16 protein-coding genes and 1 pseudogene are annotated in these 20,017 nt (G+C 48.7%); 16 read left to right on the top strand and 1 reads right to left on the bottom strand.

Translation table 11 applies throughout. The annotated features are described in order from the left end of the window. Positions 1-26 precede the first annotated feature (26 nt). The 16 genes from ligA (at position 27) to C1752_RS19815 (ending at position 19,895) form a co-directional block, all read left to right on the top strand. Entirely contained in the window at positions 27-2,057 is a 2,031-nt protein-coding gene (gene ligA / locus C1752_RS19890) for an NAD-dependent DNA ligase LigA (protein ID WP_110987809.1), read from the top strand. Between the two features lie 130 nt (positions 2,058-2,187). Next, a complete protein-coding gene (locus tag C1752_RS19885; protein WP_110987808.1) occupies positions 2,188-3,111 on the top strand; it encodes a phosphoenolpyruvate carboxykinase (ATP) in 924 nt (307 codons plus the stop codon). A gap of 157 nt (positions 3,112-3,268) precedes the next feature. Further along, the gene (gene crtA, locus C1752_RS19880) at positions 3,269-4,129 is read left to right on the top strand and encodes a cyanoexosortase A (protein ID WP_110987807.1); all 861 of its coding nucleotides are present in this window, start codon (positions 3,269-3,271) and stop codon (positions 4,127-4,129) included. A 127-nt stretch (positions 4,130-4,256) separates the two neighbouring features. Continuing rightward, positions 4,257-5,015, top strand: coding sequence for an HpsJ-like protein, cyanoexosortase A-associated (hpsJ-A, locus tag C1752_RS19875; protein ID WP_110987806.1), 759 nt, complete (start codon positions 4,257-4,259; stop codon positions 5,013-5,015). Between the two features lie 325 nt (positions 5,016-5,340). Next, complete coding sequence (locus C1752_RS19870; protein ID WP_233501764.1) at positions 5,341-5,631, top strand: PqqD family protein; 291 nt, start codon at positions 5,341-5,343, stop codon at positions 5,629-5,631. Next, entirely contained in the window at positions 5,615-6,067 is a 453-nt protein-coding gene (locus C1752_RS19865; protein WP_110987805.1) for a lasso peptide biosynthesis B2 protein, read from the top strand. Before C1752_RS19870 ends, C1752_RS19865 begins: the two co-directional genes overlap by 17 nt. Positions 6,068-6,086: 19 nt before the next feature. Further along, positions 6,087-7,901 carry an ABC transporter ATP-binding protein gene (locus C1752_RS19860; RefSeq protein WP_110987804.1) on the top strand — a complete coding sequence of 605 codons (1,815 nt, stop codon included), beginning with the start codon at positions 6,087-6,089 and terminating at the stop codon, positions 7,899-7,901. A gap of 536 nt (positions 7,902-8,437) precedes the next feature. Next, positions 8,438-9,550, top strand: coding sequence for a glycosyltransferase (locus tag C1752_RS19855; protein ID WP_110987803.1), 1,113 nt, complete (start codon positions 8,438-8,440; stop codon positions 9,548-9,550). Positions 9,551-9,574: 24 nt separating this feature from the next. Next, positions 9,575-11,854: a GumC family protein gene (locus tag C1752_RS19850; protein ID WP_233501763.1), complete on the top strand. Its 2,280-nt coding sequence runs from the start codon at positions 9,575-9,577 to the stop codon at positions 11,852-11,854. A gap of 360 nt (positions 11,855-12,214) precedes the next feature. Continuing rightward, on the top strand, positions 12,215-12,889 hold the full coding sequence (locus C1752_RS19845) for a methyltransferase domain-containing protein (RefSeq protein ID WP_233501761.1): 675 nt from the start codon (positions 12,215-12,217) through the stop codon (positions 12,887-12,889). 13 nt (positions 12,890-12,902) lie between these two features. After that, positions 12,903-14,153 (top strand): glycosyltransferase, encoded by a 1,251-nt coding sequence (locus tag C1752_RS19840; protein ID WP_110987800.1) that lies wholly within the window; start codon positions 12,903-12,905, stop codon positions 14,151-14,153. 235 nt (positions 14,154-14,388) lie between these two features. Continuing rightward, the gene (locus C1752_RS19835) at positions 14,389-15,816 is read left to right on the top strand and encodes an O-antigen ligase family protein (RefSeq protein WP_110987799.1); all 1,428 of its coding nucleotides are present in this window, start codon (positions 14,389-14,391) and stop codon (positions 15,814-15,816) included. 93 nt (positions 15,817-15,909) lie between these two features. Continuing rightward, entirely contained in the window at positions 15,910-17,073 is a 1,164-nt protein-coding gene (locus C1752_RS19830; RefSeq protein ID WP_110987798.1) for a glycosyltransferase family 4 protein, read from the top strand. A 149-nt stretch (positions 17,074-17,222) separates the two neighbouring features. Continuing rightward, positions 17,223-18,020, top strand: coding sequence for a PIN domain-containing protein (locus C1752_RS19825; protein WP_110987797.1), 798 nt, complete (start codon positions 17,223-17,225; stop codon positions 18,018-18,020). A 61-nt stretch (positions 18,021-18,081) separates the two neighbouring features. After that, positions 18,082-18,912 carry a sulfotransferase domain-containing protein gene (locus tag C1752_RS19820; RefSeq protein ID WP_110987796.1) on the top strand — a complete coding sequence of 277 codons (831 nt, stop codon included), beginning with the start codon at positions 18,082-18,084 and terminating at the stop codon, positions 18,910-18,912. Continuing rightward, entirely contained in the window at positions 18,909-19,895 is a 987-nt protein-coding gene (locus tag C1752_RS19815; protein WP_110987795.1) for a glycosyltransferase family 4 protein, read from the top strand. The genes C1752_RS19820 and C1752_RS19815 overlap by 4 nt, the downstream gene beginning before the upstream one ends. Positions 19,896-19,897: 2 nt before the next feature. On the opposite strand, the pseudogene C1752_RS19810 reads toward C1752_RS19815, so the two are convergent. Continuing rightward, positions 19,898-20,017: pseudogene (locus tag C1752_RS19810) on the bottom strand (IS1 family transposase); the annotation flags it as partial.

Here is a 20,017-nt window from a genome sequence, read left to right as displayed (position 1 = left end):
CGACAACGAACCCTTGAGAATTACCCATGACGTCTGTTGAAGACCGGATCCGAACGCTGCGACAGCTCTTACAGGAAGCTAGCTATGCCTACTATGCCCTCGATAATCCGCAAATGGAAGATGCGGTGTACGACCAGCTCTACCATGAACTGCAGGATCTAGAGCAGCAGCATCCCAACCTGATTACGGTTGATAGTCCTACGCGGCGGGTGGGTGAACGCCCCGCGACTCGATTTACGTCGGTCAAGCATCGGATTCCGCTCTACAGCTTAGAAAATGCCTTTGATCAGACTGATATGGTCGCCTGGGAAGAACGGTGGCGGAAGCTAGCACCCACCGCGCCGGATCGCGTTGAGCGGGTGACAGAACTCAAAATTGACGGTTCGGCTCTGGCCCTCAGCTATGAAAATGGAGTTTTGGTGCGCGGGACGACCCGTGGCGATGGGACAACAGGGGAAGAGATTACCCAAAACGTGCGGACCATTCGTTCAATTCCGCTGCGGCTGAACTGCGAACAGCCTCCAGACTGGTTAGAGGTTCGGGGGGAAGCTTTTCTCGGATTGGATGTCTTCGAGCAGATTAATCGCGATCGCATCTCAGCCGACGAAGCCCCCTTCGCCAATCCCCGTAATGCAGCAGCGGGCACCCTGCGTCAGCTTGATTCCCGCGTGGTGGCTGACCGAAAGCTAGACTTCTTTGCCTACACGCTTCACCTGTCCGGTCCAACTGAGGCACTCCCTCAACCCAACACGCAATGGGAAGCTCTAGAGACGCTGCAGAAACTGGGCTTCCGTGTCAATCCAAACCGGCTTCGCTGCCCAGATTTGGCCGCAGTAGAGCAGTATTACACCGACTGGGATCTCAAACGACTTGATCTGCCCTATCTCACTGATGGTGTGGTCATCAAGCTCAACGATCTGGCGCTACAGGAGCAGCTCGGCTTTACGCAAAAGTTTCCGCGCTGGGCGATCGCCTGGAAATATGCCCCCGAGGAAGCGGCAACGCGGGTAGAAAAGATTTCGGTCAATGTGGGTCGGACGGGGGCGCTCACGCCAGTGGCGGAGTTTAGGCCCGTACAGTTGGCTGGGACTACGGTGTCTAGAGCCACGCTCCATAATCGAGATCGCATCTCTGAACTTGATCTGTATCTCGGCGACACTGTGGTGGTTCGCAAAGCGGGTGAAATCATCCCAGAGGTGCTGCGGGTGCTGCCGGAACTGCGTCCTGCTGGGGCGCAGAAGTTTGTGATGCCCACCCACTGTCCCATCTGTGGTCAGCCTGCGGTGCAGCCAGAGGGAGAGGCAGTGACTCGCTGCGTTAATTCTGTTTGCCCCGCCATTGTTAAAGGTGACTTAGTCCACTGGGTTAGTTGCGGAGCGCTAGATATTGATGGCTTGGGTGAGAAGTGGATGAGTCAGCTTGTTGATCAGCAAATGGTGCAGTCGGTGGCCGATTTGTATGAGTTAACGACCGAGAAGCTCTTGACGCTAGACCGCATGGGCGACAAACTCGCGCAGAAATTGGTGGATGCGATCGCAACCTCTAAACAGCAACCCTGGTCTCGCGTACTCTACGGTCTGGGGATTCGGCACGTCGGCAGCGTCAATGCTCAGTTATTGACCGCCGCGTTTCCCTCAGCGACAGCATTGGCCGCCGCTTCCCCCGCAGAGATTGAAGAGATTCACGGCATCGGACCCGAAATCGCGCAGGCCGTGGCGGACTGGTTTACCCAACCCGCTAACCAAGCCCTGATGGAACGCCTACAAAAGTTAGGGTTGCAGCTTGAATCTACACCACCATCTACCGATCCAGCCTTACAGCTACTGAGCGGCAAAACCTTTGTGATTACAGGTACCCTGCCTACGCTCAAACGAGATGAGGCTAAAACCCTGATTCAGGAGGCTGGGGGCAAGGTGACAGGTTCCGTCAGCAAAAAAACAGACTACTTGGTGGCGGGGGCCGACGCTGGATCTAAGCTCACTAAGGCAGAAGCCTTAGGCATCTCACTCTTGACAGAAACTCAGCTTTTAGAACTGCTAGAGCAGCCTACATCATAATATCGGGAGACTCTCAGGCTCAGCGTTCATCTCTCACACCCATGTGGCCTGAACCTTCCTGTTTCTGGATCCATGAGTTAAGATTGGGGCGCAATTCACCCGCCATCTCTCGTATCGGAAGCCGAACAGCGTGTCACCCCGCAATTTGACGCACCCATTGCCAGCTCAACAGCACGTCCACACGGCCTTTGGGTTGACGCTTCTTTCTGATATCCCTTTTCCTGAACTCTCCACAGCCGAGATACCTGAAGCGAACCCCGTTACGATTCGGCTCCAAGAAGGAGATTACCGCGATCACATTCCTGAGGAACTGCTGCCGCAGCCCCTGGGCTTTCAGGTAACACCCGATTCGGCCGTGGTGTATCTCAAAGGTGTGGGCGTTTTTTTGCTGCAGAGCGGTATTCAGGTCACCGTTATCCCAGTGCCCGACGCCTCGCCAGAAGGGATTCGCCAAGCGATTACCGGCATTGTGATGGCCCTGATCTGCTATCAAAGGGGGCGATTGGTGCTCCACGGCAGCGCCGTCAGTATCGCAGGTAAAGCCGTGGTCTTTCTTGCCGATTCTGGTGAGGGTAAGTCCTCGATGGCGGCAGCGCTCCATGCCCAAGGCCACCTACTGCTCACCGATGATCTGACGGTGATTGATTTATCTACGCCAATCAGAGTTGCGATCGCAGGTACTCCTATCAAGCTCAATCCTCAGATGGCCCAAGCACTCAAGATCAAAGCGCCTTCACAGCCCTTGCTGTCTGAAAAACATCTCTACAGAATCGATCCACCCGTCTGTGAACCCCAAAAACTCGACCGTATTTTTATTCTCAGCACCGACCCACAGTTGAGCATCACCCCTCTATCACCGCAAAAAGCCGTCATCGAACTCCTGCGATTTGCTGGTCTCAAAGTCATCTTGCCTGCTCGAGATAGCGCGCATTTTTCTCAATGTGCGGCGCTTGCCCAAGCCTGTCCCCTTTTCCAGCTCAGACGCCCCAAGACCTTGGCATGTTTGCCCGGAATTGCAGCCCAGATCGCTCAGGATATTACCAATGATCGCTAAACTAGTAACCTAAATCCATACGGCATCCGGGTCACGCTACACCGTTCCCTCAGCGGTGATATGGAACCCAAGCTATCTCACCCTTTAGATCTAAACCATCTTCAGACCATGGCTTAAGCAAAAAGCGCCGCTCTGCTGCAGTCGAGAATTTATCTTTATGATTAATCCTACCCTTGGAAAATCTTATACAGTCCCCGTCCGTGGCCTGATCCTTATTTCAGCAGCCTTAGCCGCGATTTTTCTGCACCTTAATGTGAGTGCGGAGACTTACTCTCACCTAGCCCTCAGCATCACCTTTATTGCTGCTGCCTGGTCCACCCTCTCAGATAAGCGAGAGCAGCTACGGCTCGATAGCGACCTGATTTCAATTCTGGTGAGTATCGCGCTTTTGGGCTTGCTATTGGCAAAAAGTGTGGGAACTCCGGGTGAAAAGTTTGTCGGTTTTTTCCCACTGTTGGCCTTTATTAGCGTTGGAACCTTGGCCTCCGGCTTACGAGGTCTGGGACAGTACCGCCAAGAGCTGATTATCTTTTTCTTTCTGGGACTGCCTCGGTTGGCCCTTGCTGTGATTCCCAATCTTTTAGCCCCGTTCACCGCAGCTTTCTCAACCTTTTTGCTCTGGTATACCGGCGCTCAGGTCGCACTGGTCGATAACAATATTATCCGGTTACCCGATGGGGGGGTTGAAGTTGTTCCGAGCTGTTCGGGACTCAATCTGATGCTTTATATGCTGGGTGTTTCAGTCCTGTTTCTTGTCCTGTTCCCCACCCGCAAAAGCCAAAAAATTCTGCTGCCAATCGTTGCAGTGGCTTTGGGCTTTTTCGTTAATGCTATCCGAGTTGCCCTATTAGCGATTCTCTCAACCTATCCAGACAATGCTGCTTTTGAATATTGGCATAGTCAGGGGGGAGCATTGATATTTGTTTGTATCGCAGTCCTCCTATTTGGTAGCCTGTGCCTAACCGTTCTGAAGCCTAGTCAGGCTCATCAGACTTCTTCTGATTCTCAAAAAGTCTGAAGTCACTTCTTACGGATGCACATTATCCGTTTTCAAGTCGTTGTCACCCAGCAATACGACGATACTTTTGCTCGGATATACTAACGACCAGCGTAACCGCACTACTGTGAGGTATCTTCTCAAGTCTATGATTCCAAAGAAGAAATTGGGTGGTAACCCCTTTCAGCAGAAGCGTCTCCCAAACAGTAGCCGAGAACTGCAGCAGTTCTACTTTAGTGTCTTTCGCGCCGCCAGCTTATTTCATTGGGTCGGCTATGGTCTACTGCTCTTTGTAGGGCTGGATTTGGCCGCAATCTTTTATCCCTCCTATTTTACCGATCCAGCTTGGGAATTTCAAACCATTGGTCAACTTGTGGAGCGCGTGCCGGTGCCGTTGCTAGGGCTGCTGCTGGTCTTTTTCGGTGAACGGAAGCCCCGTGCAAGATGGGAATTTCCGATTCTCAAGCTGCTGTCTTGGATAACGTTGTTGGCCGGTCTGATCTTTCTGTTGGTGATTCCTTTAGGTATTACGGATACGCTGCGGCTCGATCAAATGGCGCAAGAGCGGGTCAACATCAATACCGAACAGCAGTTAGTCCGAATACAGCAGGTGGAAGAGCTGGTACAGCAAGCAACAACACCGTCACAGTTGGCCGCGATTGCCCAGAGATATCGCGTTGCAGAACTCGACCTACCGTCATCAGAGACAGAAGATGTAGAGCCTTTAAGAGGTCAGTTCTCAGATGCCCTTGCTCAACGCCAGCGGGTGCTTGAAAGCAATCGGCTAATCAAACTAACGGGCCAGCGCAACCGGCTGCTGAAGCAATCTGTTAAGTGGCATATCGGCGCGTTGATCGCAGCTATTTTACTGATCGGTTTGTGGAAGGGCAGTCGCTGGGCGAGATAGAAGGCAAGCTGTTATGTCTTTCTCTGCCGTCTTTGGGGCATGGTCACAGCATGATTTGATGATGGATGTGTCCGACCTGTTTTGAGTAGGAGGACTGAGGATATTATGCTAGCTTGGAGGCACATTCGGCAGAGCTTAGTGATAGGGGGTCTCTAAAGCATCTGTCTAATCTCAATGTTCCTCTTAACTTATTTCAAGAGTGAAAAATTGAAGGCTTGAAATCCACAATATTCTTCATCAATCTAATGCCTAAAGAGAGCAGGGTTGATGTTGGGTTCAAGGGATCTCAAGATGTCTTTTTAGTTGTATCGATCTAAGCTGACCTGTGATTAGCAAAAAGAGTATTGTCGTCATTGCACCGGATCAAGTCTCATCCGAGTTGGTGGACGAGTCTGTGATTCTCAACCTCAAAACGGGCATGTATTACGGCCTAAATGAGGTAGGGGCCAGCGTTTGGAAGTTGCTGCAGCAGCCTCAAGCCGTGGCTGATATTTGTGATGCCATTCTGCAGGAATATGAGGTTGATCCGGCACAGTGTGAAGCCGATGTCTTTGCCCTTCTGAACGATATGATTGAAGCGCAGCTCGTAGTTGTTAAAGATGAAGTCACTGCTTAAGTTTGTGCGCCTGCCTGCTAGAGATCGCCTGCTGCTATTAAAGGCTTTTATCCTGCTAGGGTTGGTGCGTCTGGGGCTATGGCAACTTCCCTTCAAGAGGCTACAGCAGTTTCTCTATAAGATAAGTCACAGCCCGCAGGCGTTGCCGGTCTCTTCCATTGGCTGCGGCTCGATTCATAAAATTGTTTGGGCCGTGGACGTGAGCAGTCATTTGATGCCGGGACACGTCAAGTGCCTTGCCCGTGCGCTGACGACGCAGGTTCTCATGTCGCGCCGAGGCTATATGCCTGATTTACGTATTGGGGTTGCCAAAGATCAGAATAACTGCCTTGAGGCTCATGCTTGGATCGAGCTTGAGGGCTCTGTCGTCATTGGCCTATTGCCTGATCTGAAGCGATTTGTCCCCATGCCGTCGCTGGGCATCGATTTATTGTGAGCCACCCGTAGGCACGTCTATGCCAGCCGCGCGTTTACGCCAGCTACGGCGAATGAACCGGCTGCTGCCGATGTTGAAGCTGGTGTGGCAGAGTAGTCCCGCTTGGACGGTGGCCCGCATCAGCCTTATTTTTGTCCAGGGGCTGCTGCCGTTGGCTTCTATCTACTTAACGAAGCTAGTGATTGATGCTGTCACCGCCAACCTCACGGTGGCCAATAAGGAGGCTGCATTTGAGAGTATTCTGCCTCTGATTGCATTAGCGGCTTTGGTGACGGTACTCACGACGCTCTGCAGCTCTCTTTCTGAGCTGGTCAATACGGCCCATGCACAGCAAGTCACTGACTCAATGCAGGGTATTATTCATGCAAAGTCGATTGAGGCCGATCTCGAATTTTACGAAAATTCTCGCTATTACGACACACTTCAGCGAGCCCAGCAAGAGGCTCCATTCCGACCCACACAAATTCTGAGTCACTTGGCGCAGTGCGGCCAAAATGGTCTATCTCTTGCGGCTATGGCGGGTCTATTGCTGTCACTTCACTGGGGAGTGATTGTCGTTTTGATGGGGGCGGCTATTCCTGCGGTTTGTGTGCGCCTCATTTTTTCTCGCGTGGTCTACCGCTGGCAGCGACGTCGCACCCAGCTTGAGCGTCAATCCGGTTATTTGGGATGGATGCTCACCTCGGATCAGTTTGCGAAGGAAATCCGCCTGTTTGGCCTTGGGAAGCTGTTCAGCCAAAGATACCAGAAGATTAGACGCCAGCTCTATCGAGAACGAGTTGCGATCGCATCCAAGCGTTCTGCCGCTTTTTTTGGGGCCCAGGCCAGTGCTGGCCTGTTTGTCTTCGCTATCTTTGCCTACATCATTTACCAAACCTTGCAGGGTAGCCTACAGCTTGGCGATTTAGTTCTCTACTATCAGGCTCTTCAAAAAGGGCAAACTAACCTTAGAGGCTTCTTAACCAGCATCTCAGGACTCTATGAAGACAACCTGTTTCTGGCAAACCTCTACGAATTTTTAGACATCAAATCCAGGGTGATAGAACCCACTCAGCATCAGCCAGTCCCCATTCCCTTTCAAGCTGGTATCACCTTCAACCACGTCAGCTTTCAGTACGGCACCACCCAGCGGCAAGCGCTGAAAAATATCAACCTCAAAGTCCAACCGGGTGAAGTCGTTGCCCTCGTGGGCGAAAATGGTTCAGGCAAAACAACTCTGATTAAATTACTGTGCCGCCTCTACGATCCCACCCAAGGCAGCATCACCATCGATGGCATTGACCTGCGGGACTTTAGCACCCTTGAGCTTAGGCGCCAAATTAGCGTCATTTTTCAGGACTACGCAAAGTATCATTTCACTGCTCAAGATAATATTTGGCTTGGGAATATAGATATTTCTACCGAAGACAACAAAGTTCAGGCCGCCGCTTACCGCTCAGGTGCCGATCGCGTCATCACAAGACTGCCCCAAGGGTACGCCACCGTCCTTGGCAAAATGTTTGATCAGGGTGAAGAACTTAGCATCGGACAGTGGCAGAAAATTGCCCTTGCCCGCGCTTTTTTACGTGAGTCTCAACTTATTGTCCTAGACGAACCCACCAGTGCCATGGATCCTAAGGCTGAATTTGAGGTTTTTCAGCAATTCCGTCAACTCATTCAACAACAGGCCGCAATCCTTATTAGCCATCGTCTCTCCACCGTCAAATTAGCCGACCGCATCTATGTCATGAGCCAGGGAGAAATCATCGAGCAGGGAACACACCCTGAACTCATGGCAGCAGATCAAAGCTATGCTCATTTGTTTAGAACACAGGCGCAGAACTATCAGCTTTAGTGAGTCCAACGTCAAAATCCAACATCTGCTCAAATAAATGCCCCATACCGTAGACGATGTGGCGGTTCAAAAAACAGGAAAGTATACTGAATGAGGGGGTAAGCGGCTTACCGCAAAAGATTCTAAGCGCTTGCCATCATTGGCTTATTTTTCCTCAGTAACTGGGTGACAGTATGAGCAACCTGCCATGGTCTTATGTTGGCAGTGGTTCTCAGTGCTGAAACATTGCAGACAGCCATCCGTCCATTAAGGTTGGCTACATGGTGTTGTCTGAAATACTAACCAATGTCCCCTAGTCATGTTAAGACATATGAACAAATAGGTCTAATAGCCAAAAGCGGGTGCGTTTAATTATGCTGTCTCCACGATAGTCATATTGCTCGCAACGGTATGGCTGAACGACTCCAGGTTTGTCCCTAAGGTTCATTGCTAAGCTTAGAGTCAGAAAACGCCTAAAATGGAGTCAATCAGCCGTCCTGTCCCAATTTTTCTTCATCGCGTCACCCATTTTTGCAGTTCCCAACACAGAATCGTTCATGAAAATTGCACTAATCCACGATTACTTAACTCAAAGAGGGGGGGCAGAGCGAGTTTTCAAGCTACTGTGCCATCACTTTCCGACCGCTGATATCTATACGTCGCTTTATGACCCAGTAGAGACAATCGAACTGGGTGATCGAGCGGTTCAAACGACAGTTCTCCAAAATATCCCTGGAGCCAGTAAACACTTTCGGCTTATGGCTCCATTCTATTATTCAGCCTTTCGAGCCTTGGACTTGCGAGACTATGACTTACTCATTAGCAGCAGCACTAGCTTTGCGAAGTCAGTACGTAAACGCCCTGACGCACAACACATTTGTTTCTGTCACAACGTCACCCGTTTTCTGTGGGATACCGAAACATACTTGAGAAAGTTTTCAGGGTACCAGAAATTCTATGCCCTCATTCAGCCCATCTTTCAAGCAATGAGAAGTACAGATCTTGCCTCGGCGAGAGAGCCAGATTTGTACATTGCGAACTCAACGACCGTGGCTAGTAGAATTAAAAATATTTATTCTCAGAATGCATTAGTTGTAAATTATCCCATTGATGCCAGTAAATTTTCCTTTTCGAGCCAGAAGCAAGACTACTATCTTGTCTGTTCTCGTCTGCTGAGCTACAAGCGAATTGATGTTGTTGTTGATGCTTTTAATGCACTCAAACTGCCACTAAAGATCATTGGCGAAGGGCCTGAAGAAATGCAGCTCAAAGCGAGAGCCGGTTCTAATATTGAGTTCCTTGGCCCGGTGTCTGATTCAACTCGAATGGAGTTGATGGCCCACGCTCAAGCTGTCCTAGTTGCTGCATTAGAAGACTACGGCTTAGTGCCAATAGAGGCGAATGCCAGCGGTACACCTGTCATTGCTTATGGTGCAGGTGGGGTCTTAGACACGCAGGTTCCGGGACAGACAGGTGTGTTTTTCAAAAGCCAGACTGCCGAGTCTGTTCAGGATGCTGTTACTTCAGCTGCAGGGATAAACTGGGATTATCGTAGTATTCAAGAACATGCACTTTCCAATTTCTCTGAAACGATATTTTTTCAGAAAGTAGATCAGGTGATTGATCAATTTTGCGATAGACGAGCGGCACCAAAGCTCGTTAGGGCATAAATATAAATATATTGGTATTTAACTGTGACTGGAACTCTTATTAAGAATGAAAGTAATATCAAAGAGCAAGACTGGGGCTATGGTCATTTATTAGCAATTCTCCTGCGTCGCCGAGTTTGGTTCCTTGGAACATTTGCGGGCGTTCTCTGTGTAGCTATTCTTTGGACAATTCGATCAGAGCCTGAATATCAAAGCTCGATGAGAATCTTGATTGAGTCTAATTACACGGCGAAGCAAGGACGCGGTCAGGCGACAGAAGATAAGTTTACAGATCCAAATGTAGAAATCGATCCGAACACACAAATCCAGATTCTGCGTAGTTCTGAACTGCTTCAGAAGGCCATCGATTTACTGCAGCAAGATTATCCAGATATAACTGTCGAAGAAATACAGGGAGCCCTCGAAGTTTCTCCAGTCTATGGGGCTGACCGAACAGGACAGGGCCAGATTGCAACTAATGTTTTATCCGCAGACTACACCAGTAACGATCCGGCTAAAACCCAGCGTATTTTGCAAACTTTACTCTCTGTTTTCCAAGTCTATAATTTGGAGCAGCAGAAACAGCGCTTATCGAAGGGGCTTGCCTTTATCAACGAGCAGTTACCCGAGATCCGTCAAAGTGTTTTAGAGGCAGAAGCCGCGCTGCAGGCCTTTCGGCGGGGGGAAAATGTCATTGACCCTGCTGAGCAAGCTGGCGTCACGACCAGTCAGTTGGCCAGTGTTAAGCAGGAGCGAGAATCTCTCAAGGCTCAATACCGAGAAGCTAAAGCCAGTTATGAGACACTACAGCAGCAGATTGAGGCATCTCCTAGGCAAGCGCGTTCAACAGCCCGTTTGAGTGAATCACCGCGATACCAAGCTCTTCTCAATCAAATTCAGACAACAGAGCTAGAGTTGTCACGACAGCAGCAGCAGCTTACAGCAGAACACCCGATTCTCCAAGATCTCAGGCAACAGCGAGAAGAGCAGATAGCTTTGCTAAGGCAAGAAGAGAGTCGAGTACTGCCCAATGGTGTAGGGGCAGTCGGTGATCAATCCATTCTTTCACAAGGTCAGTTTGGACGCGGTGACGTCGGTCTTGCTAACCAGCTAACCCAAGCTCAAAATACTCTGGCAGGGCTGGCCGCTCGAGATCAGAGCTTAGCGCAAACCGAGGCCAAGTTAGAGGCTGAGCTGCGAGAGTTTCCAGAGCTGATTGCTCAATATAGCCGACTACAGCCCGAAGTTCAGGTTCGCCAAGCCACACTCCAACGACTTCTGGATGCCCGTCAAGAACTGGGATTGTCAATTGCTCAGGGTGGCTTTGATTGGCAAATTGTAGAAGCGCCGCTTTTAGGTGAACAGACTAGTCCCAACGTGATCAGAAATTTATTGCTGGGTACAGTTGCAGGACTATTTTTGGGCAGTATTGCTGCGTTTGTACGCGAATCACTGGATGATACCGTTCACAACTCAGAGGACTTAGGCAATAATATTTCTCTACCGCTGCTGGGAACACTTCCTGCATTGACTCAAGCTGAGGCAAGGGAGGCGCTTGCAACTCTTCCGTTCTATCAAAATAATATTCAAGAGTTTACGACCCCCGATCTATTTCAGTGGAAACCGCTTAGGGAGGCTCTAGATCTCATTTATGCCAACATTCAACTCCTGAAGGGGGGGGTTCCCTACAAGTCCCTGATGGTGACTTCAGCCTTGTCGGGGGAAGGAAAATCGACCCTGTCTCTCGGCCTAGCCATCAGCGCTTCACGTCTAGATCAGCGTGTACTTATTATTGATGCTGATTTGCGTAATCCCAGCCTGCATCGAGTGTTCAATCTGACTAACCACCACGGGCTCTCTACGCTACTTACCGGCGATATTCCAGCTCAAGAGTGGCAGTCAGCGCCTCAATGGGTTTATATGCGCTGGGACGATGTCGAGGACGACTTGGGTGAAGAGAGCGAAGCCTCCTCGAGCTTACGTCGCCTGCCCCCTTCAGATCTGAGTTTGGATGTTTTAACTGCAGGCCCCTCTGCTGCGGACCCGGTGAAGCTATTGAGCCTTGAACGGATGAAGGAGGTCATCAGTGCTTTTCAAGATAGTTATGATCTTATTCTTGTAGACAGCCCACCGGTTTTAGGACTGGTTGATACTATCCCTGTTGGTCTTGGGTGTGACGGCGTGGTTATGGTAGGCAGAATGGACAAAATCACTCGCACTGAGTTATCGAATGCTGTTGATATTCTGGACAAACTCAACCTCATTGGCTTAGTCGCAAATGGCGTCAATCAGCCGACTAAAAACTACAAGTACCTCAGAGCTTGACCTCATAACTTGTGCCTATCTTTGTGAAAAGCCTATTTCGAGCTTGAGATTGAGACAATAGTGCAAAAAGGCTCAAAGAGCTTTCTCTGCAGCGATGTGACCCTTATTTCAGTGGTAACCATTGACTGATGCTGAAGGATATCGCTACGAGACATCGGTTGTTGAGTCTACCCTGATTGTTTCCTGTTTGACCTTGTAGACTAGTGGGAGTCATGACGTTCTGCGTGATAATTGCGTGGTCATCAGTTGAGGCTCTTATGTTTTATTCAAGGTGGTCCACCAAATGCGGCTTTTATGATCAATAAGGAATTATGGAGTGAAACTAAATTCATCCAGTCCAGCGAAGGGTATAGCTTATCAATGGATCCGAAACAAGTGGCCATTGGCTCTCGTTTCATTGCCTCCATTCAGGTTAGCGTCTATCAGGAGCTGATTGAAAAGCACGCAAGCGGTGTCCTGCTAGATCTCGGTTGTGGTGATGTTCCGCTCTACCAGATGTATAAGAACTTGGTGACGGATAACATCTGTATTGATTGGGCCGATAGCCTACATCAAAAGATGTATCTCGATCATGCGGTCAATCTCAATGAGGGTATACCCTTGAGTGACTCGCGATTTGATACGGTTCTCATGACAGATGTGCTAGAGCACATTTCAAATCCGCAGTTAGTCATGCGCGAAATAGCCAGAGTTTTGAAGCCAAAGGGAAAACTTATCTTGACCGTCCCTTTCTTTTATTGGCTCCACGAAACCCCCTATGACTATTTTCGATACACAGAATTTTCGCTGAGGATGTTTTGTGAAGAGAATAATCTGAATATTTTATTGCTAGATGCATATGGTGGTGCTCTAGAGGTGATTCTAGATATTATGGCTAAACAGCTAGTCGGCTCTTCCATCCTATCGTCCCTTCACTTCAGATTAAGCAAAGCCTTGATCAAATCTCACATGGGCCGAAGACGCTCAGATAAAACATCACACAAATTTCCTCTAGGATATTGTCTAGTTGCCGAGAAGATCGCTTCAATCGCATAGTTTGTCATTCATAATGAGAATTGCATTTCTAATCGGAGAGTTTCCTAGCGTATCGGAAACGTTTATCCTCAGCCAAATCACAGCTTTAATTGATTGTGGTCATCAGGTTGATATTTATGCTGAGTGCCCATCTAAGGTCGTCAAGAAGCACGGAGATATCGATAGGTATGAGCTACAAAAATGTATTTTCTATTACCCGACTGTTCCGAAAAACTGGGTTGCGAGAGCTCTGGGTGTGTTGCCTCTGCTCTTTCGCAGTACCAATACAAGACTCCGTCCTTTGCTTGAAGCACTGAATATATATAGGCATGGTGAGCTTGCGGCTTCAATGAGGTTGTTCTATCGGGCAATTCCCTTTGTAAGTAGAGAGGATCATCATTACGATATTGTTCACTGTCATCATGGGCACGTTGGTGCGATGGGCGTTAAGCTCAGGGAGATTGGAGCTGTTGCAGGTCAGATTGTCACATCTTTCCACGGTTATGACGTCAATGTGATTCCCGCACTCAGTGGTAGTGATGTATACAAAGAGCTTTTTCAAAAAGCAAATGTCATCACAGCTAACTCACAGTTCACAATTGAGAAGCTGATGGATCTGCACTGTGCTGCAGATAAGATTGTACGTTTGCCTGTTGGTCTTGACGTCTCACTTTATTCTTTCCGAGAACGTGAGGTTTCTCAGGAGAATGCTCCCATTCGGCTGCTAACGGTTGCGCGTCTGGTCGAGAAAAAAGGCATTGAGTATTCAATTAGAGCTGTCTCTAAAGTTATTGAAAAGTATCCTAATATCCAGTATGAGATTGTCGGAGACGGCCCTCTCCTCCGTCGGCTTCAACAACTTATTGTTGAACTTCGTCTACAGGACTCTGTACATTTACTGGGCTGGAAGACGAAGGAGGAGGTGCAGAAATACTATGAGCAAGCTCATATCTTTGTCTTAGCGAGCGTAACTGCTGCAAACCAGGATAGGGAGGGGCAAGGTCTTGTTTTGCAAGAAGCACAGGCCATGGGCTTACCGGTCGTCGCCACATTGCATAATGGTTTTCCAGACAGCGTTATCCAGGGAAGGTCAGCTTTTCTGGTTCCCGAACGTGATGTTACAGCGCTGGTTGATCGACTTATGTATTTGATTGAGAATCCAGGAAGCTGGGCAGAAATGGGCCACGTTGGGAGGAAGTATGTAGAAGAGAACTTTGATATCACCGATCTAAATCAGCAACTGCTAGATATTTATAGAAAAGTTCAGATGTCTAAAGGTGCTTAGATAGTCAATTTATTAAAAATTTATGCTCTGTTTTGGTCTCGCTTGAATGCCAGAATGCCAATAAAATAAATGATTGAAGACTTTGGAGGTAATGATAAAGTCTTTGAATTTTGGATAAATAAAAGCGGATTTATGAGATTTTCTCTGCGAAATTTATAAATGTTTAGATAGCCACTCCTGGAAGCCTTGAATTTAATTTGGCCTACCCACCTGCAAGCCTTTTGTTGATTGAATTATGTTTGTTCGTACTGCTAATCCTTCTATAGCCTCCACTTCCCCTGACTTTAAAAAGTCTTGGATATTGATTGTCGGTTTTGTTGGTTTGATGGGGCTTTCCCTGGCCGCAGGTGTTGGCAAAGCTGCAGCTCTCTTATTCCCGGTTGGATCTTTATATATAGCGTGCTTTTTTTACTTTAGAATGCCGCACTACTATGTCGGCTTTACTTGGTGGCTATGGTTTATTGGACCCTTCGTTCGCCGCCTCATTGACTTTAGAGAAGGAGGATTGACGCCTGGCGATTTTGTCCTAACGCCTCTTTTAGTAACTTGGGTGAGTGCAATTACATTTTTTCGCTATCTGCCTTATCTGTATGACAAGAAAGCTTTACCTTTTCTGCTCTGCATCTCTAGCGTTGTCTATGCGTTTATTGTTGGGACTATACAGGGAAATCCATTGAATGCAAATACCTACGGAACATTAAAGCTGTTAGGGCCTATATTCTTTGGGTTTCACTTGTTTCTTGACTCGCCAAACTATCCTAAGTATAGAAAAGTGTTCTTGAGTGTTTTCCTATGGGGCCTCATTGTTATGGGTGTCTATGGGATATTTCAAAGGCTGATCTTGCCACAATGGGATCAACTCTATTTGCTACATATTGAAAAAGAGAATGAGGTTTCTCAGGGAGTCAATTCCGCTTTTGGCCTTTTCAGCACGGCAGAGGGACGTCAGCAATTTGCAGGTCTCATATTTCCAGGACTCCTGCTGATGCTATGCCATGCTGGAAAGTCCCTACCTTTTATCGCTTCTATTTTTGGCTATTTGAATTTTCTGCTATCCCGAGCACGCGCGGGATGGGTTAGTTGGCTGATCAGTATGGCTATCTTTCTGCCATCGTTGAAACCTCAGCGGCAGGTCCGAATTATCCTTTTGATCTCTGTCTCTATTGCTGTGATGATCCCCTTAAGTTTGACGGAGCCTTTCTCTGGCTTCATTACTGAGCGACTTGGCAGCTTAACGGATCTCTCTGGTGACAATAGTATTGGTGTAAGGCGGGCTGCCTATAATGCTTTGTTTGGTGAGGCAATCAAAGAAGTGATTGGTAGGGGCGTTGGCTTTGATCTGAGCCGACTGACTAAAATCTCAACCTTTGATGGAGCAATTTTGCCGATGATGTTTTGGCTAGGTTGGATCGGCATTACTTTTTTTGCTGCCGGAATCTACTTGCTTCTGTGGAAGGTGTTCTCAGAAAAAAAATCACAGAATGATGATTTTGCAAGCGCATCTAGGGCCATTGCTATTGGTCTGTTTTTTCAAGTTGGTCTTAACTTGATTTTTATTTCTACTTTGGCGATGGTTTTTTGGGGGTTTGCGGGTATTTCTCTTGCTGCTAATGCTTACTATCGAGGGATTCTTGAAGGTGTTGAGTCTGAGTTGAGTCAATAGTGGGCTTTCTGTTTGATTGAAATAGTATTGATCTTTTTTGATGAATCTCTAAGAGGATATGTGCTTCAGTTGTCCTGACTCGAAACTTTGTTGATGAAAATCCTTTTGACAATACATGAGCGTCTCACTCCTAATGCGGGTGCGGCTGGTAGTACTTTTCAGCTGGGACAGCATTATCTGTCGCTGGGGCATGATGTCACCTACTACTCTTTTAATGACTTACCTCAGTGGATGCCTGATAGGTTGAAGGAGGTTGTCTTTCCTGGGTATCTTGCGGTACATCTAGTGGCCTGTCTTCGTAGAGGCTTTATTGATGTTGTAGATGCCTCTACGGGGGATGTTTGGTGGTGGGCACTGTTTCTCCGGGGAGAGCGTCGTCGGCCTCTATTGAGTACTCGTAGTCATTATCTTGAGCAGCTGATTCATTTAGATCGCCTGGAAGAGCAGCGAAGGGGATCGCTGAAGCTAAGTTGGCAATACCCTCTATATCGGGGCAGTTTGCAGCTCCTAGAGGTTGCGATCTCACTGCGAAGGTCTGATTTGGTGTTGCTGCTGAATCATTTAGAGGCAGAATGCGTTGTTCAACAGTTGGGTGTCTCAGAATCGCATGTTCATATTGTGGCTAACGGTATTCCTGAGTCTTTCTTAGGATTGCCGTTGTTGCCGATGACGGAGGCTGAGCATCAAGGCGTTGCGATCGCACTTGTTGGCACCTATATTACCCGCAAAGGTATTCAGTATAGTGTCCCGGCCCTCAATAATATTTTGAAGCGCTATCCACAGGTGCGCGTGAGTTTCTTGGGCACGGGCTGTTCTGAGAGCAAAGTATTGGATGACTTTGAAGTTGGTGTACGCGATCGCATCACCGTGCTCCCCCACTTTGAACATGCTGATCTCCCTTCTCTTCTTGAAGATCACCATATTCAACTTTTCCCCTCCTTATCGGAGGCCTTTGGTAAAGGTCTGGTCGAAGCAATGGCCTGTGGCTTGGCTCCTATTACGACTGAAACGGCTGGGCCACTAGAAATTGTTAAAGATGGGTATGACGCTATTGTCGTACCTATTCGTGATCAGGCGGCCATTGAAGCTGGTTTAGAAAAACTATTGTCAGATTTGCCCTTTCTGGTAGAACTGCGTGCTAATGCCTATCGTACGGCTCAGAGATTTAGCTGGCAGCGCACTGCCGAACATAGACTAACGCTGTATAAAAATGCCTTGCAAGATCGTCAGTCAACGAGTGGGGAACAGAACGTTTAAGCGCTAATCTAGGGCGAAGCTGGATGCCTTTCTGAGGCTGGAGTAATTTCAATCAGACCAAAGCCTGACGGCAGTCTACTTCTGTCCTTGGATGATCAATCTATATCGGTTATGACTGTTTAGAGATACCCTCAACGTTATTCAAATTCATGCCACCCAATCGCCCCTACGAGGAACCCACGTTGATCCCCGCCGCTATCAATCAATCGCTCCTTAAGCTGCAGCAAAGTTCTCTGATGAATAAGCCTCGGCAGCAAAGCTTCTCGCTGTACTCATTAGTGGCGAGGGAGCCATCGCTGTGGATGTTTTATCAGCCTTATCTTTGGTGGTCAAAGTTTAAGCGTCAAACTAAGGGACTCAATCCTGAAGAATGTCAGGTGACGGCAGAGACTGAGCTGGTGATTGATGGTTTTCAAGGCTCTGCAAATAGCTTTGCGACGGAGGCCTTTCAGCTCTGCCAAACACAGCCGGTCCGTCTCGCCCATCACCTCCATTCTCCGGTGCAGGTGATGAAGGCGGTGAAGCATCAGGTACCGGTTTGGTTGACGATTCGTGAACCAGCAGACACCGTGATCTCATTGACGAGTCGTTGGCCCCATCTTTCGGTTTGTCAAGGCTTAAAGGGTTATATTGGCTTTTATGAGAAGCTTTTGCCCTATGCTCCCTCCTGTGTGGTGAGTACCTTTGAGCAAACCACGCAGCAGTTAGATCAGTTGGTGAGCATTCTTAATCAAAGGTTTGACAGGCATTTTGACATCATTAATGTTGAGACGGTTAATCAGACCATTAAGCCTAGAACTCACAATGCTGCAGAGCTAGAACGGCGCAAACCCTTTAAGAAAGCTAAAAAGCAGGAGCTGGGGCAACCACAAAATATTAGGCTACTAGCAGATGCAGATGCGATTTACAGCGAGTATATTAAGCTGCTATTGGGTTCTGAATGTTGACGGCCGCTGGCAACCCGTGGACTCAATATTTGAAATTTAGCTTTCCTATGCCCTCATCTCTATGATCAAAACATTTGCCCTAATTATTGGTGCAATGAAGTGCGGCACCACAAGCTTGTTTCACTACCTGGCAGAGCATCCTCAAGTTTCACCCAGTCGCAACAAAGAACCCTTTTTTTTCTGTGACGATCGACGCTATCACCAGGGACTGCAGCAGTACCGAGATCTGTGGCAGTGGCAGCCGGAACACCGGATTGCGCTAGAGGCATCGACAGGGTACACGATGTATCCAAGGTATCTAGATGTGGTGAAACGCATTGCTCAGGTGGAGGGGGCTGAATTCCGCTTTATCTACATCATGCGAAATCCGGTTGATCGCATTCAATCGCAAATGCAGCATGAACTGGCCGATGGTGTGTTGAAAGAACCGGTGGTGACGGAGGAACAGGTTGCCTTTTCGAAGTATGCAATGCAGCTTGATGCTTTCGCCGAAGCATTCGGTCGAGACCGTCTGCATCTCCTGCTGCTGGAAGACCTAAAGCAGGAGCCTGTCCCTGAGCTGCGGCGCCTGTGTGGGTTTCTAGGCATTGATGCTGACTATCATTTTCAAACGACGGCAGAAGTGCGTAATAGTCGAGAAGATCCGAGTTTGAAGCTTCATCCATGGGTTAAAAAGCTATACCGTGTTCCAGCGGTCAACGCACTCTCGGGGCTCATACCTAGCACTATGAAAGAAAAGCTGTATCGTCCCCTTGCAAATCCTCAGACGTTTGATGTGTGCCTTTCTGAAAAACAGAGGTCTGATCTGTGGATTAAGTTAAGGCCAGATTTGGAGCGCCTAGAGACTGATTACGGTTTTGATGTTCTGCATCGTTGGGGAGTTGCCCCATGATATCGGCGGGGTCACCTAGGAGTGCAGGCGTCGTCAACGTTGGCTCGGGTTGGTTCCCTGACAATCCGGGGGGGATCGAGCGCTATGTCTACGATTTAGCACGTCATCTTGCTGATGCTGATGCTGTTGAACTCTGCGGCGTGGGTATACCGGAGGGGGCTACGCTCCCTGGCGTTAAATTGACGAATCTCTGTGATCCAGAACAGTCATTTATTCCTCGGCTGTGGACGGCTCGACAAGGCTTCTTAGATCGTCAGATTACTCAGCCAGAGGCCGTTAACCTACATTTTGCCCTCTATGGGTTCCCGATCTTGAGAGATTTGCCAGATGTGCCGATTACCTGCACGTTTCACGGGCCTTGGGCCTTGGAAAGTCAGCTAGAGAAGAGCAGCCAGCTTGGGGTGCGGTTTAAAGGCTGGATCGAGGGTCGCGTTTATCAACGGTGCGATCGCTTTATTGTGTTGAGCCAAGCGTTTGGAGAGATTCTGCATCAGCATTATGGTGTCTCACGGGAGAAAATCCACAAAATTCCTGGCGGCGTCGATACCCAACGCTTCCAGATGAACCTATCTCGAGGTCAGGCGAGGGAAGTCCTGGGATGGCCTCTGGATCGTCAAATTCTGTTTACGCCTCGACGCTTGGTCCGCCGGATGGGGGTCGATAACCTGCTGCAGGCTATTGCTGCTGTCAAGGCAAAAGTACCCGATGTCTGGCTGGCGATTGCGGGCAAGGGACCACAGCGAGCTGAGTTGGAGGCACAGGTGACAGAATTGGGCCTCCAGGACACGGTGAAATTTTTGGGCTTTCTGCCGGAGGCGCAGTTGCCTATGGCCTATCAAGCTGCGGATCTAACGGTGATCCCGAGTCAGGCCTTGGAGGGGTTTGGTCTAGTGGTGCTAGAGTCCTTGGCTTCTGGGACGCCTGTTCTATGTACACCTGTGGGTGGAATGCCGGAGATTATACAGGGATTCAGCCCGGGGTAGTCCTAGTCGTGTAAGGATTCATTGTAGTGGTGTACAAACATCCAGATAGCACCAATATGATTAGCAATCTTTTTTGAAAACGACAGGGTCTTACGCACTAGGCGAGAGACTCGCTGGCGCAT

Source organism: Acaryochloris thomasi RCC1774, from assembly GCF_003231495.1.
Lineage (GTDB): Bacteria > Cyanobacteriota > Cyanobacteriia > Thermosynechococcales > Thermosynechococcaceae > RCC1774.
Note: the sequence above shows the minus strand (reverse complement) of the source record. Positions and strands in the feature narration are given on the sequence as shown.

Bases quoted from the DNA above. Each gene is read 5' to 3' on its own strand.
- ligA (WP_110987809.1), top strand. From the start codon at position 27: ATGACGTCTGTTGAAGACCGGATCCGAACGCTGCGACAGCTCTTACAG.
- crtA (WP_110987807.1), top strand. From the start codon at position 3,269: ATGATTAATCCTACCCTTGGAAAATCTTATACAGTCCCCGTCCGTGGC.
- hpsJ-A (WP_110987806.1), top strand. From the start codon at position 4,257: ATGATTCCAAAGAAGAAATTGGGTGGTAACCCCTTTCAGCAGAAGCGT.
- C1752_RS19865 (WP_110987805.1), top strand. From the start codon at position 5,615: ATGAAGTCACTGCTTAAGTTTGTGCGCCTGCCTGCTAGAGATCGCCTG.
- C1752_RS19860 (WP_110987804.1), top strand. From the start codon at position 6,087: ATGCCAGCCGCGCGTTTACGCCAGCTACGGCGAATGAACCGGCTGCTG.
- C1752_RS19855 (WP_110987803.1), top strand. From the start codon at position 8,438: ATGAAAATTGCACTAATCCACGATTACTTAACTCAAAGAGGGGGGGCA.
- C1752_RS19845 (WP_233501761.1), top strand. From the start codon at position 12,215: ATGGATCCGAAACAAGTGGCCATTGGCTCTCGTTTCATTGCCTCCATT.
- C1752_RS19840 (WP_110987800.1), top strand. From the start codon at position 12,903: ATGAGAATTGCATTTCTAATCGGAGAGTTTCCTAGCGTATCGGAAACG.
- C1752_RS19835 (WP_110987799.1), top strand. From the start codon at position 14,389: ATGTTTGTTCGTACTGCTAATCCTTCTATAGCCTCCACTTCCCCTGAC.
- C1752_RS19830 (WP_110987798.1), top strand. From the start codon at position 15,910: ATGAAAATCCTTTTGACAATACATGAGCGTCTCACTCCTAATGCGGGT.
- C1752_RS19825 (WP_110987797.1), top strand. From the start codon at position 17,223: ATGCCACCCAATCGCCCCTACGAGGAACCCACGTTGATCCCCGCCGCT.
- C1752_RS19820 (WP_110987796.1), top strand. From the start codon at position 18,082: ATGATCAAAACATTTGCCCTAATTATTGGTGCAATGAAGTGCGGCACC.
- C1752_RS19815 (WP_110987795.1), top strand. From the start codon at position 18,909: ATGATATCGGCGGGGTCACCTAGGAGTGCAGGCGTCGTCAACGTTGGC.